The following is a 12669-nucleotide window of genomic DNA, read 5'->3' as shown; positions in this document are numbered from 1 at the left end:
CCTACAAGATAACAAAAAACAACGTTGTGCAACTGCTGCATAATACCGTATAGTAAAAGGCTTTAACCCACTTTTTTTAAAAAACTACATTTTCTGTCAAAATCCAAATATCTGTAAGTTTGGCATAAGAGATAATATTCAACGCTATAGAAGCAATGAATGTCATAAACTATTTTCTTTTAAAGAAAAATTAGATCCAATAAAAATTTAGCAAGATTATTCAGAGGGAAAACAAACTTATAAACAGCTTGCTAATAAGTATCAATGTTCGATTAGAACAATACAGCGATACATTTTAAATTCACCTAAAGCAAGGTTAAACCCACCTAAAAATAATACACTTAACCTTCTCATTGATTCGAGCTTTTGGGGAAGGGAATTTAGTGTACTTGTCTTAATGGATTCTCTCTCTAAAAAAGTGGTTTATCATCAAATTATCAAAAGCGAGAAAGATATTTATTACTTTATTGCTATCATCAAACTTAGAGAAAAAGGCTATAAGATTCAATCAATTACTTGTGATAGCAGACGGGAGTTATTGAAAAACGAGCTGAATATTTCCACTCAATTTTGTCAGTTTTATCGAGTTGCAATTGTGATTAGAAACCGAACAAGGAATCCAAAATCAGAGGTGGAGAAAACCCTAAAAATATTAACCACCCCCTTTAAAATAAGTAGTAAATCAGAGTTTTACATTAATCTACATAAATGGTATCTTGAATATAAAACATATTTGGAAGAGCGTTCTGATAAGCCTAATAATAAAGGAAAATATTTCTATAAACATAGAAATTTAAGAGGTGCTTATTTAATCTTTTTTGCTTTGAAAAATACCCAGAATTAAAAATAGAAAAGACGAATAATCGATTAGAGAGACTATTTGGAGAACTTAAGCGGAAATTATCGGTACATCAGGGTTTAACTAAATATCATAAGATATTATTTATTAAATATTATTTTAAAGAAAAAGCGTTGATCGTAAATTCACGATCAACCACTTTGTCTATTAGGGCATAGGGAAGCAAAAAAGATCAACCATTTTGTAGAAACCCAACCTTTACCTGCCAATGGTTTCACGATGTGTACCGGATCCTATGGCGTGCGTTCTGATAATGATTTAGTGAAAATGACGGAGCAATTTTCCGATAGAATTTATTTTGCTCATTTACGTTCAACCCAACGTGAGGATAATCCTCTCAGCTTCCACGAGGCCGCTCACCTAGAGGGGGATGTGGATATGTTTAATGTAGTGAAAGCTTTGTTAAGTGAAGAATATCGTCGATTAGGCAAAGGTGAAACCCGTTTAATTCCAATGCGCCCGGATCACGGGCGTCAGATGTTGGATGATTTACATAAAAAAACGAATCCGGGTTATTCCGCTATTGGTCGATTAAAGGGATTAGCAGAGTTTCGTGGTTTGGAAATGGCATTAAAGAAAGCGTATTTTGATAAATAACCGATTTTCAATAAACAAAATCAGCACGTTAATTCGTGCTGATTTATTATGAGGGGAAAATAAACCGATGTTTTACTTCACTTTTTGTAGTTTCGCATAGGCATTTAACAATGCTTGATGTTCTTTGAAATTTTTTAATTGCTCATCACTTGCCGGCAGGTTGTAGAAAGGATTACCCCCTTCAGCGACAGCCGCCCAAGCTTGTTTTACCGTTTCTTCGCCATACATTTTTTCAAACACAGTGCGATATTGTTCAGGCGTGCGGTTTTCGTCTAAATAAAGTTCAAGCACGCTGATTAACGCTCGGTAGTAGTTTGCTCGTTGCGGTGTGAAAACCGAACCATTCATATTCAATGTCCAGTTTGCCCAATCTAAGGCTTGTTCTAATTCACCTAATGCTAGGTGAAGCATAGATTTTAATTCGCCTACCCGTAAGGTTGTCCAACCACTTGTTTTTGGAGCAACGATACCGATAAATTCCCGTACACGGGTGGCGTCGTCAATATTTTGGTTATCAAGCTCTTCTAACAATTCTGCATAGGTTTCCGGGGAATGATGCCAATGAGGTAAATCCAGTAAAATTTCACGCCAATCCATTCCCATATTGTTATTGGCATAAATTAAATCATCTACCGGATAAATATCAGACATACCCGGCACGATAATACGGCAAGCGTAAACGCCCAAATGCTGGTAATCCATAATGTAGACTTCTTTGTTTTCCTCACGGAAAATCGCCATAAGGTTATGATATTCCTCTTGTGTTGTGCCGGAGAAATCCCAATGAACAAAGGTATAGTCAGGGGTTTGTTTGAATAAATCCCATGAAATTAAACCGCTGGAATCAATAAAATGCGTTTCGAGGTTGGCATGATCAGCGACATCCTCATTATTAAAAGAAGGGGGGGCAAAAACGTCTAAATCTTTTAAACTTCGACCTTGCAGGAGTTCTGTTACGGTACGTTCCAATGCCACTTGGAAATTAGGATGAGCGCCAAAAGAGGCAAAGCAAGTCCCATTGTTCGGGTTGAACAGCACCACGCAAATTACCGGATATTTCCCGCCTAAAGAAGCATCAAAGGCGTAAATCGGGAAGCCTTCTTCCTCTAATTTAGCAATAGCGGTTTGGATGGCAGGATAACGATTCATCACCTCTTTAGGGATTTCCGGTAGGCTGATGGCTTCTGCGATAATTTTATTTTTGACATAGCGTTCAAAAACCTCTGATAAGCCTTGCACACGGGCTTCAAATTTGCTGTTACCCGCAGACATACCGTTAGACACATACAGATTGGCGATAATGCTTTGTGGAATATAGACGGTTTGTTCATCGGATTGGCGAACATAAGGCATTGCCACAATGCCACGCTCATCATTGCCCGATTGTAAATCCACTAATAATTCCGGTGTAAGTTCACCGTTAGGATCAAAGTAGGCAAGCAACTCATCGTTTAAAATCCCTTTCGGTAAGCTTGTTTCGTCCTCAATGGGGAACCATTTTTCACTGGGATAATGAACGAAATCCCCCTTGGCAATCTCTTTCCCTAAATAGAAATCAGCAAAAAAATAGTTGGTGGAAAGACGTTCAAAATATTCTCCCAATGCCGAAGCCAGTGCAGCTTTTTGGCTGGCTCCTTTACCGTTGGAAAAACACTGAGGACAATCTTTATCCCGAATATGAACGGACCACACATTCGGTACGGGATTGAGCCAAGAGGCTTCTTCAATATTAAAGCCCAGTTCGATTAATTTTTGTTGAAATTTTGCAATACTGTCTTCTAATGCAGCATCTTTACCGGGGATAAAGGTTTGTTCAGTCATCATTGTTCCTAAATAAACGAAAAAAGTGCGGTGCATAATAGGGGAGTTTTGGCGAGGGGGCAAGAACTGATTTTAATGCTATCAGCGGTACATGAGCTATTTCTTCTTGGAATGCTTCCGCCGGTTGCAAAAATGTTGGTGTTTTTGACCGCACTTTTTCCCTGTTGAGTGTTAAGGGATAATGGCGTTTTTGTGCCACAATCAACGTTAAAGGTGAAAACAGTGTTACCTGTTGTGGTTTGATCGCAAGGTTTTGGCATGAAATGATATCGAAATGCAGCAATTCAAGCCAATCAATAATGCGCCAAGTAGGATATTGGCGGAAAGGAAACGTCCCGAGTTTCTGTTTAAAAATCAGTGGGCTGAGAGGATTAAACAACGAAAGAAATAACCAACCGTCATCGCTTAATACACGGTGGGTTTCTCGCAATATTTGATGGGGATCTTGCGCAAAGTTAAGGGTATTGGCAAGAAACGCCGCATTGATTTCTTTTTGGATAAAAGGCAGTGCCGTTAATTCTGCTTGAATGAGCGTATCATTTGGCGTTAAAGGCGTGGTTAAATTGGGCGAGATGTTTTCACACACCCACATTTGATGACGCATGGGTAATTCGGTGGGGATTTCGGCACTTAACGCCCCAAGCTTTAACACTTGATAGCCTAAAATTTTTGGCAACCAAGGGGCACAGGCTTTTTGTAATGCGTTACAATATGCCTCACCCTGTGGCAATTGCTGCCAACTTGTTGGCGAAGAAAAGGAACGTTTTGCTTTTGCGTGCCAGTTGAGCATCATCCATCCAAATTGAGAGAAGAATTATGTTAGTTGCTTTACCTGCGTTGAATGACAATTATATTTGGCTTTATCAACGGGAAAATTTACCGCTTATTATTGTCGATTTACCGGAAACGGACAAGCTTTTTGCTTGGCTTGCGGCGAACCCTACACCCATTGAGGCCTTGTTGCTTACTCATGAGCATGATGACCATACTCAAGGGGTGGCTTCCTTTAAGCAACATTATCCGAATGTGCCCATTTATGGCTCGCAAGAATGTGCCTCAAAAGGGGCAACGCATATTGTTAATGAGGGGGAAATTATCACCCCGAATTATGCTATCCAAGTGATCCCCACAGGTGGGCATACAGCACAGCATATAAGTTTTCTGGCGGATAATCATTTATTTTGTGGTGATGCATTATTTTCAGCGGGGTGTGGGCGGGTATTTACCGGTAACTATCAGCAAATGTTTGAGGGGGTAGGGCGTTTAAAGCAACTTCCTGACGATACTATTGTGTGCCCCGGTCATGAATATACTTTAAGCAATTTGGCTTTTGCAGAAACTGTGATAGAAGAGAAAAGTGCGGTCAAAAATCATCGTATTTTTGTGGAACATTTACGTCAGGAAGGTAAACCCAGTTTGCCAACAACACTGGAATTAGAGAAACGCATTAATCCCTTTTTACAGGCGAAGAGCGAACAGGAATTTATCGCATTACGCCAAGCAAAAGATCGTTTCTAACTATTTTAAGTTATTCTAAATAGATTGTGCGGTGTTGATTTGCCGAACGCATCACAATTCATTAAAATAGCGCACAAGTTTTTCTTGAATGTTCACCGCCGTTAAAAGTGCGGTGATTTTTAATTGCATTATGACCCTTCTTGTTCTTGGCATTAATCATAAAACCGCGTCCGTTTCTGTGCGTGAAAAAGTGGCTTTTTCTGATGAAAAGCGCCGCCTTGCCTTGCAACAAATTCAACAGCAAAATCTTGCCGAAGGTGCGGTTATCCTTTCTACCTGTAACCGAACGGAAGTGTATTTGCATCATCGCCAAATTTCTCCCCAAGAATGTGATGAATGGCTGAAAAATGCAGAAAAATGGTTTGCCAATATCCATCATCTTCCCTTAGATGAACTGAGTTCCAGTCTTTATGCCCATCAAAACCAACAGGCTGCCAATCATTTAATGAGAGTAGCCAGTGGGTTAGACTCTTTAATTTTAGGTGAGCCACAAATTTTAGGGCAGGTTAAACAGGCTTTTCAGATAAGTGAAGATTACTATCAAACAGAAAAAGTGCCTTTTTCAACCGAGCTTTCCCGTTTATTCCAAAAAACATTTTCTACGGCCAAACGAGTTCGCACGGAAACCCATATTGGTGAGAGTGCGGTTTCGGTGGCTTATGCTGCTTGTAGTTTGGCTCGTCAGATCTTTGAATCCTTACAGGATCTCAATATTTTGCTGGTGGGAGCAGGAGAAACCATTGAATTAGTGAGCCGTCATTTATTACGCCATGGTGTAAAAAAATTGATGATTGCGAATCGAACGTTGGCAAGGGCTGAACAATTAGTGGCAAATTTGGCAACAGAAACGGACATTGAGGTGTTTTCCTTAGCGGATTTGCAAAATGCTTTAGATCAAGCGGATATTGTGATCAGCTCCACAGGTAGCCCTAATGTATTAATTCACCAAGAAATGGTGAAAATTGCTCAGAAAAAACGCCATTATGCCCCGATGTTGTTGGTTGATATTGCCGTGCCACGGGATATTGATGAAAGTGTGGCAAAATTAGACAGCGTTTATCATTACACCGTAGATGATTTACAAGGGATTATTCAGCACAATTTAAATCAACGTGAGCAAGCCTCCAAACAAGCGGAAGGGATCATTGCACAAGAATGCAGTGATTTTTTTGAATGGTTAAAAGTGCGTCAATTTTCCAATCTGATTAAGCATTATCGTGATGATGCAGAGCATATCCGCCAAGATTTGTTGGAAAAGGCATTACAGCATTTACAACAAGGTGATAATGCAGAAAAAGTATTGCAAGAGTTGAGTTATAAATTAATGAATAAACTCATTCATGCGCCGACACAAACCATGCAATCAATGATGAGAGCCGGCAATGCAGAAGGCTTACATTTGTTTTCCAATACGCTCAATCTTTCCCATCCTCTTGATGAAAAAAACAGTTAAATTTTTGACCGCACTTTGTGGCTTTCTTGCCTTTTCTTCACAAGCCTCATATCGTAGTTTTACTGAATCGCACATCACTTATGGTATTTTCCAAGCAAAACCGGAAGAAGTGCGGTTACATTGGCGTGATAGTGAAGGGAAAAACTACCGCTCAATCACCAATTTAAAACGTGCCTTAGAAAAAAATTATCAGGTCAAAATGATTATGAATGGGGGGATTTATAGTCAAAACGATGTGCCGGCGGGCTTGTGGATCGAAAAGGGCAAAGAATTAAATCCTTTAAATACCAAACGGGGGAGCGGTAATTTTCATGTGCAACCCAACGGGGTCTTTGCTTTAGTGGGGAAACACCCCTATATTTTGACAACAAAAGCCTATCAACAGAAAAAATTGAAACCGACCTTTGCCCTGCAATCAGGGCCGATGCTTGTGATTAATGGGAAAATAAACCCTCAATTTCGTCCTACTTTGGAAAGCTACCATAAGCGTAATGCCGTATGTTTAAACAAGCAAAATGACCTTTTCTTTATACTCACCACCTCAGGAAAACCCAATCTTTATACCTTCAGCCAAGCATTACAAAAAATAGGATGCCATAATGCCTTGTATTTAGATGGGACGATTTCTAATTGGTATATTCCGAATATATCAAGCAGTTTTCATTGGCATTATTTTGTGGGGATGATTTCTGTTGCTGCGGTGAAAGAAAAAGAATAAAACCGTTTTTTTTATAAGCAACTAAATTTAAAAATAGGATTTTTTATAAAAAGTGATTGACTCGGTTAGGACAAATCAGCATAATACGCCCCGCAAAGCCGATATGGTTAGCAAGATGGCTACATAGCTCAGTTGGTTAGAGCACAACACTCATAATGTTGGGGTCGCAAGTTCGAATCTCGCTGTAGCCACCATGCGGGACTGGCGAAATTGGTAGACGCACCAGATTTAGGTTCTGGCGCCGAGAGGTGTGTGGGTTCAAGTCCCTCGTCCCGCACCATTTATCGCTTTGTAAGTCAAAATAGTTGTTGGGGTATCGCCAAGCGGTAAGGCACCGGGTTTTGATCTCGGCATCCCTAGGTTCGAATCCTAGTACCCCAGCCATACTATCCTAAATTTTCCTATATTCTTAATGAAAAGAATTTCTGTTGGGGTATCGCCAAGCGGTAAGGCACCGGGTTTTGATCTCGGCATCCCTAGGTTCGAATCCTAGTACCCCAGCCATCTCATTTCCCTATTTTATTACGTTTAACGGGCAATTTTTCTCATTTTTACCTACAAAAAAATGCGATCAAAATTATTCACAAACTCGCTTACTCGTTTGCTCCCCCCTATCAGGGGCGTTGGCAAAGCCAACGCTCAAAAAACGTTGTTTTTTGTGACCGCACTTTAAAGGTTTATAGCTGTTTTTATTCCTTATCAACCACCACTTCTTCCTGACAATGAGGACAAGTCATAAGATGCTCTTCATGGTGATGCACAATATAATGCCCCATTTTTTTGGCTTTGGTATCTAAATATTTTGTATTGTAGCGATTTTCGCCGACATTCAGCGGCACACGTTCTACCACATTAATGCCCGCCTTTTTCATCGTTTCTACTTTTTCCGGATTGTTTGTCATTAAGCGGACTTGTTTCACGCCTAGCAACTCAAACATATCGGCACAGACCTCGAAATTGCGTTCATCGGCTTTAAATCCCAGTGCAAGGTTAGCCTCAATGGTATCCATTCCTTGATCCTGTAAGGAATAAGCCCGAATTTTATTGATTAATCCGATCCCACGCCCTTCTTCACGGTGATAAATTAATACACCTCGCCCCTCCTCTTTGATTTGACGAAGTGCGGTGGCTAATTGGAAGCCACAATCGCATTTTAAGCTGTGAAGGGCATCACCGGTTAAGCATTCAGAGTGAATTCTTGCCAAAACAGGCGAATCGCTATTTGAGACATCGCCCATCACCAAGGCAACATGCTCTTTTTTAGTATCAGGAAATTCAAACCCAACCATTTTAAAAATGCCATATTCGGTGGGCAAATTGGCTTGAGCAACCAGTTGAATTTTTGCCATAAAGTTATCCTTCTTCCTTTGTATTTCTGCTAAAATGCGTACTTTCTTTTGCTTATCAAGGGGCGCGTATGTTTAAAAGGCTGTCATTATATACGTTATTACTTTGTCTTGTACCGTTTTTTATGTGGGTTTTTTCCTATCAATGGCATGGGAATGCCCAGCTTGTCGAGGCAGACTATTGGCTTTATTTACTTACCGAAACAGGCAGTGTGCCTTATGCGTTAATAACTTGTGGCGTCTTTGCCCTGATGTTTAGATTTTTGTTTAAAAGCCGTAAACAATGGATATTAGGTGTGGCGGTGATGGCTTTTTCTGTGGTGGCAACGCAAGCCGTGAAAACAGGATTAAAAGCGGTGTTCAAAGAGCCTCGTCCATTTACGGTCTATTTAGCGGAACAGACAAACCGCACACCGGAAAATTTTTATGCTAATGATCGCACTCAGCGTGCAGTTATCGCCAAAGACTTTTATTCGACACAACCCGACACACCGGCTTGGTTGGTGAAACATTATGAAGATGAAACAGGTTATTCTTTTCCCTCCGGCCATACGATTTTTGCTGCAACCTGGTTAATGCTTGCCGTTGGCTTTACCCAATTATTAGGTCATCGCTCATGGCAGGCAAAATTGTTGGTGGGCAGTATGGCGCTCTGGAGTTTGTTAATGTTAATCAGCCGTGTTCGCCTAGGGATGCATTATCCTATTGATCTTCTCGTGGCAACACTTTTTGCGTGGCTAATAAATTTGATTATTTTCAGTTTTTTACAGAAAAAACGATCTTCGTCATAAAATCAACATAAAAGTGCGGTTAAAATCCCACTTAGTTTTCTATTTTTTTATAAGAGGATTTGATTATGTACTATGGTTTGGATATCGGTGGCACAAAAATTGAGCTGGCAGTATTTAATGAAAAGCTAGAAAAACTGTATTCTGAACGTGTTCCTACACCGAAAACGGATTACGATGAATGGCTCAATGTGATTGTGGATTTAGTCAATCGTGCTGATGAGCAATTCGGTGAGCGTGGCACTGTTGGGTTAGGTGTACCGGGGTTTGTTAATCAGCAAACGGGGCTGGCGGAAATCACCAATATCCGTGTGGCGGATAATAAGCCGATTTTGCGTGATCTTTCCGAACGATTAGGGCGTGAAGTGCGGGCGGAAAATGATGCCAATTGTTTTGCCCTCTCTGAAGCTTGGGACGAAGAAAATCAACAATATCCTACTGTGTTAGGGTTAATTCTCGGCACAGGATTTGGTGGGGGTTTTGTATTAAATGGAAAAGTGCATTCCGGGCAAGTGGGGATGGCAGGTGAGCTTGGGCATTTGCAATTAAATTATCACGCCTTGAAGTTGCTTGGTTGGGATAAGGCACCGATTTATGAGTGTGGTTGTGGTAATAAAGCTTGCCTTGATACCTATCTTTCCGGTCGTGGTTTTGAAATGTTATATCACGATCTCAAAGGTGAAAAATTATCTGCCCGTGAAATTATTGATGCTTTTTATCGTGGCAAAGAAAGTGCGGTGGATTTTGTCAATCTTTTTGTGGAATTAGCTGCAATTTCTATCGGTAACATTATTACCGCCTTCGACCCACATATGATCGTGCTAGGTGGAGGATTATCTAACTTTGATTATTTATACGAAGCCTTACCAAAAGCTTTACCGCCCCATTTAATGCGTACGGCAAAAGTACCGCCGATTAAAAAAGCCAAACACGGTGATTCCGGTGGCGTTCGTGGTGCTGCCGCACTATTTTTAACCAAATAATTTTTTGACGCTTTGGATTTAGCAACTGTATTTTTACTTTTTAGTGGCAATGCGGTTGCTAATGAAGTCGAGGCGCTAGAAGCGCCTTATTTTACCTCTATCAAAACAGAGTGCTTTCGTTCGGCGAGTCATTTTGAGTTATACTAAACAACACGTCCCATAGGCACCCTAATATTTTGCTCCCCCCTCTTTCATATGCCAAATTATTGGGCTCAAAGCAAATTGGGGTTGATCTTCTACCTATTATTATCCTATTTTTCGTCTTTGGTATCGCAAGCGGTATCTCTATTATCAAACTTCTTTTAGTCGATATTTTCCCCTGGTTTGATGATGGGGAGTCTCGCTATTTTTTGGGGGCGAGCAAAACGATTAAATTTGATGATATTTTCAAAAGTGGAACAAAGAAGAATTAGGTATTCCTTCAAAATAGTATTTGGGCATTGTTATTATCATTGCGTGCTTTCCGATTAGGGATATTTACACCGGCAGAAACCGGCGTTGTGAGCGCATTTTATGCCTCAATCGTTTTGCAATTTTATCGAGAACTGAAAATCAATTTGTGCTACTCCTACATAATACGGAATATTTCTCTGTTTGAAGGATATTTTGTCTAAACCATAAAAGCCTTAAAAATCGCTTCAAGACGTGCTATGAGTATCGCTTTCCCACCAATTTCTTCACGTTGCCAAGCGTGTAATAATAGATCGGGAGAAAATTGTTGGCTTGCTTGCTCGGCTAGGGGGAAGTAGCTAATATGCCAAGGTTCACGTCCGATTTTTTTTTCAGGTGACAGCTTCATAAAGGGGAGTGTAAAATCAAAGTGCGGTAGATTTTCTATGAGAAATTCGCTCAGTTCAAAAAAATAGCCCCCTTCTTCATATTCCCAAGGCTCTAGTTGCAATGCCTTTCCGGTAGGGAGGCGATCCGGATCGAAAATATCAATCTCCGTTCCCCAGTGGTGGCGGCTGGCACCCGGTAATGCAGACCAACGTAAAATGGCTTGGCATTTTTGCCAATCGTCCAATGAGCTTAAATCGAGTGCATTGCCTGCGTCATCATGGACTTTCCGTTCCCCACTAAATTTGCTATTCCAAATAAACTGTTGGCGGGTGAAATCCCTGAAACTACTTGCCGGCTGTAAATTAAAGCCGTTTTTGACCGCACGTTGTCGCAACCCTTGAAAGGCTTTCACCACTTTGGCTTGTAAAAAATGATGAGGGGAGTGGGGGGCAGGCAAATTGATTAAGTGCTCACGGGACTGACCGGTGAGCATTTTTGAGGTCAGATTCATATTAGCGATCCAATAGGTTAATTAACATTTGATGATATATTTGCCCGCATTTAGCCAAATCATCTACATTGACACATTCATCGACCTTGTGAATAGTGGTATTGAGTGGCCCAAATTCCACGACTTCCGCTCCCATCAGCGCAATAAAACGCCCATCTGATGTGCCACCACCGGTTTCAAGGTGTGGCGTTATTCCCACTACTTGTCGGAGGCTATCCACCAAGGCATTGACCAATTTACCGGGTTGCGTTAAAAAGGGTTTGCCGGAAAGTTGCCATTCAATGCGGTAGGTCAGCCCATATCGAGTTAACATTTCTGAGACTTTTTGTTTGATAATATCATCAGTCACTTCCGTGCAATAACGTAAATTAAATTGCACATAGAGTTCACCCGGAATGACATTGTTGCTCCCTGTTCCTGCGTGAATATTCGCAATTTGCAAACTGGTGGGTGGGAAAAACGCATTACCTTTGTCCCATTGATAAGTAGTTAATTCTTGCAAAAAAGGAGCGGCTTGATGAATGGGATTTTCGGCTAAATGAGGATAGGCAACATGACCTTGAATACCTTGAATATAAAGGTTTCCCGTGATTGAGCCTCGGCGACCATTTTTTACCACATCACCTAAATTTTTCGAGCTTGAAGGCTCACCAACCATACAATAAGTAATCTTTTCATCGCGCGCCATTAAGGTTTCAACAACACGTACCGTGCCATCTTTTGCTGCCGATTCCTCATCTGAGGTAATCAATAGGGCGATAGTTCCGGAATGATTCGGATTGGCTTTCACATATTCTTCTACTGCCACCACCATGGCAGCCAGTGAGCCTTTCATATCTGCCGCCCCCCGTCCGTAGAGCATATTATCAATGATCGTGGCATCGAAGGGGGGAAATTTCCATTGGCTTTCATCACCTGTCGGCACCACATCGGTATGACCGGCAAACGCAATAACCGGCTCACCCTTTCCGTGTTTTGCCCATAGGTTTAGGGTGTTGTTAAAGGGCATCCATTCAATTTGAAACCCTAGTTTTTCCAATCGGTTAGCAATCAGTTGTTGACACCCCTCATCATTTGGGCTAACGGAGGGACGGCGAATCAACGCCTGAGCCAAGGAAACGACTTTTTCTTTCATAAAAAAATACCTGTAAAAATGCGTTGTGTAATGGGGAGCAAAAAAGTGCGGTTAAAAAATGAACGAGATTCAACGTTTATATTCGGTATTATGTAGCAAATGCACAAAAATAGAAATTTTAACAGAACGTAGGGACACACTGCGTGTGTCCGTTATAAAA

12 protein-coding genes and 4 tRNA genes are annotated in these 12669 nt (G+C 40.9%); 11 read left to right on the top strand and 5 right to left on the bottom strand.

Annotated features, from left to right (window positions below):
- The first annotated feature begins 271 nt into the window (after positions 1 to 271).
- Positions 272 to 844 (top strand): hypothetical protein, encoded by a 573-nt coding sequence (locus tag BKK50_RS09390; RefSeq protein WP_425272391.1) that lies wholly within the window; start codon positions 272 to 274, stop codon positions 842 to 844.
- Positions 845 to 982: 138 nt separating this feature from the next.
- Positions 983 to 1456 (top strand): mannonate dehydratase, encoded by a 474-nt coding sequence (gene uxuA / locus BKK50_RS09385; RefSeq protein ID WP_370597098.1) that lies wholly within the window; start codon positions 983 to 985, stop codon positions 1454 to 1456.
- A gap of 72 nt (positions 1457 to 1528) precedes the next feature.
- Here uxuA and ycaO read toward each other — a convergent pair whose 3' ends face one another.
- Together ycaO and BKK50_RS09375 are read right to left on the bottom strand one after the other, a co-directional pair.
- On the bottom strand, positions 1529 to 3277 hold the full coding sequence (gene ycaO, locus BKK50_RS09380) for a 30S ribosomal protein S12 methylthiotransferase accessory factor YcaO (RefSeq protein ID WP_077417522.1): 1749 nt from the start codon (positions 3275 to 3277) through the stop codon (positions 1529 to 1531).
- Positions 3270 to 4070 carry a class I SAM-dependent methyltransferase gene (locus tag BKK50_RS09375; RefSeq protein WP_077417519.1) on the bottom strand — a complete coding sequence of 267 codons (801 nt, stop codon included), beginning with the start codon at positions 4068 to 4070 and terminating at the stop codon, positions 3270 to 3272. The genes ycaO and BKK50_RS09375 overlap by 8 nt, the downstream gene beginning before the upstream one ends.
- Positions 4071 to 4093: 23 nt before the next feature.
- Here BKK50_RS09375 and gloB point away from each other — a divergent pair, with 23 nt between their 5' ends.
- The 7 genes from gloB (at position 4094) to BKK50_RS09340 (ending at position 7470) form a co-directional block, all read left to right on the top strand.
- On the top strand, positions 4094 to 4795 hold the full coding sequence (gloB, locus tag BKK50_RS09370; RefSeq protein ID WP_077417517.1) for a hydroxyacylglutathione hydrolase: 702 nt from the start codon (positions 4094 to 4096) through the stop codon (positions 4793 to 4795).
- 130 nt (positions 4796 to 4925) lie between these two features.
- Complete coding sequence (hemA, locus tag BKK50_RS09365) at positions 4926 to 6248, top strand: glutamyl-tRNA reductase (protein WP_077417526.1); 1323 nt, start codon at positions 4926 to 4928, stop codon at positions 6246 to 6248.
- Positions 6232 to 6966, top strand: coding sequence for a phosphodiester glycosidase family protein (locus BKK50_RS09360; protein ID WP_077417515.1), 735 nt, complete (start codon positions 6232 to 6234; stop codon positions 6964 to 6966). The genes hemA and BKK50_RS09360 overlap by 17 nt, the downstream gene beginning before the upstream one ends.
- A 117-nt stretch (positions 6967 to 7083) precedes the next feature.
- Positions 7084 to 7160 (top strand) — tRNA-Met (locus BKK50_RS09355).
- Position 7161: 1 nt separating this feature from the next.
- Positions 7162 to 7246, top strand: a tRNA-Leu gene (locus BKK50_RS09350).
- 29 nt (positions 7247 to 7275) lie between these two features.
- Positions 7276 to 7350, top strand: a tRNA-Gln gene (locus BKK50_RS09345).
- Between the two features lie 45 nt (positions 7351 to 7395).
- A tRNA-Gln gene (locus BKK50_RS09340) sits at positions 7396 to 7470 on the top strand.
- Between the two features lie 185 nt (positions 7471 to 7655).
- Here BKK50_RS09340 and ribA read toward each other — a convergent pair.
- Complete coding sequence (ribA, locus tag BKK50_RS09335) at positions 7656 to 8315, bottom strand: GTP cyclohydrolase II (RefSeq protein ID WP_077417513.1); 660 nt, start codon at positions 8313 to 8315, stop codon at positions 7656 to 7658.
- 68 nt (positions 8316 to 8383) lie between these two features.
- Between ribA and BKK50_RS09330 the strand changes: the two genes are divergently transcribed.
- Both BKK50_RS09330 and nagK read left to right on the top strand, forming a co-directional pair.
- Positions 8384 to 9103, top strand: coding sequence for a phosphatase PAP2 family protein (locus tag BKK50_RS09330; RefSeq protein WP_077417511.1), 720 nt, complete (start codon positions 8384 to 8386; stop codon positions 9101 to 9103).
- Positions 9104 to 9168: 65 nt separating this feature from the next.
- A complete protein-coding gene (gene nagK, locus BKK50_RS09325) occupies positions 9169 to 10083 on the top strand; it encodes an N-acetylglucosamine kinase (RefSeq protein ID WP_077417509.1) in 915 nt (304 codons plus the stop codon).
- A 610-nt stretch (positions 10084 to 10693) separates the two neighbouring features.
- Here the strand turns inward: nagK and BKK50_RS09315 are convergent.
- On the bottom strand, positions 10694 to 11374 hold the full coding sequence (locus BKK50_RS09315; protein ID WP_077417505.1) for a M15 family metallopeptidase: 681 nt from the start codon (positions 11372 to 11374) through the stop codon (positions 10694 to 10696).
- A gap of 1 nt (position 11375) precedes the next feature.
- The gene (gene dapE / locus BKK50_RS09310) at positions 11376 to 12509 is read right to left on the bottom strand and encodes a succinyl-diaminopimelate desuccinylase (RefSeq protein WP_077417503.1); all 1134 of its coding nucleotides are present in this window, start codon (positions 12507 to 12509) and stop codon (positions 11376 to 11378) included.
- Positions 12510 to 12669: the final 160 nt, after the last annotated feature.

Source organism: Rodentibacter rarus (genome assembly GCF_001998965.1).
GTDB classification, from domain to species: Bacteria; Pseudomonadota; Gammaproteobacteria; order Enterobacterales; family Pasteurellaceae; genus Rodentibacter; species Rodentibacter rarus.
Note: the sequence above shows the minus strand (reverse complement) of the source record. Positions and strands in the feature narration are given on the sequence as shown.

What these genes read in the sequence shown, in the direction of transcription:
- ycaO (WP_077417522.1), bottom strand. Translation starts at nt 3,277, where the DNA reads ATGACTGAACAAACCTTTATCCCCGGTAAAGATGCTGCATTAGAAGAC.
- BKK50_RS09375 (WP_077417519.1), bottom strand. Translation starts at nt 4,070, where the DNA reads ATGATGCTCAACTGGCACGCAAAAGCAAAACGTTCCTTTTCTTCGCCA.
- gloB (WP_077417517.1), top strand. Translation starts at nt 4,094, where the DNA reads ATGTTAGTTGCTTTACCTGCGTTGAATGACAATTATATTTGGCTTTAT.
- hemA (WP_077417526.1), top strand. Translation starts at nt 4,926, where the DNA reads ATGACCCTTCTTGTTCTTGGCATTAATCATAAAACCGCGTCCGTTTCT.
- BKK50_RS09360 (WP_077417515.1), top strand. Translation starts at nt 6,232, where the DNA reads ATGAAAAAAACAGTTAAATTTTTGACCGCACTTTGTGGCTTTCTTGCC.
- ribA (WP_077417513.1), bottom strand. Translation starts at nt 8,315, where the DNA reads ATGGCAAAAATTCAACTGGTTGCTCAAGCCAATTTGCCCACCGAATAT.
- BKK50_RS09330 (WP_077417511.1), top strand. Translation starts at nt 8,384, where the DNA reads ATGTTTAAAAGGCTGTCATTATATACGTTATTACTTTGTCTTGTACCG.
- nagK (WP_077417509.1), top strand. Translation starts at nt 9,169, where the DNA reads ATGTACTATGGTTTGGATATCGGTGGCACAAAAATTGAGCTGGCAGTA.
- BKK50_RS09315 (WP_077417505.1), bottom strand. Translation starts at nt 11,374, where the DNA reads ATGAATCTGACCTCAAAAATGCTCACCGGTCAGTCCCGTGAGCACTTA.
- dapE (WP_077417503.1), bottom strand. Translation starts at nt 12,509, where the DNA reads ATGAAAGAAAAAGTCGTTTCCTTGGCTCAGGCGTTGATTCGCCGTCCC.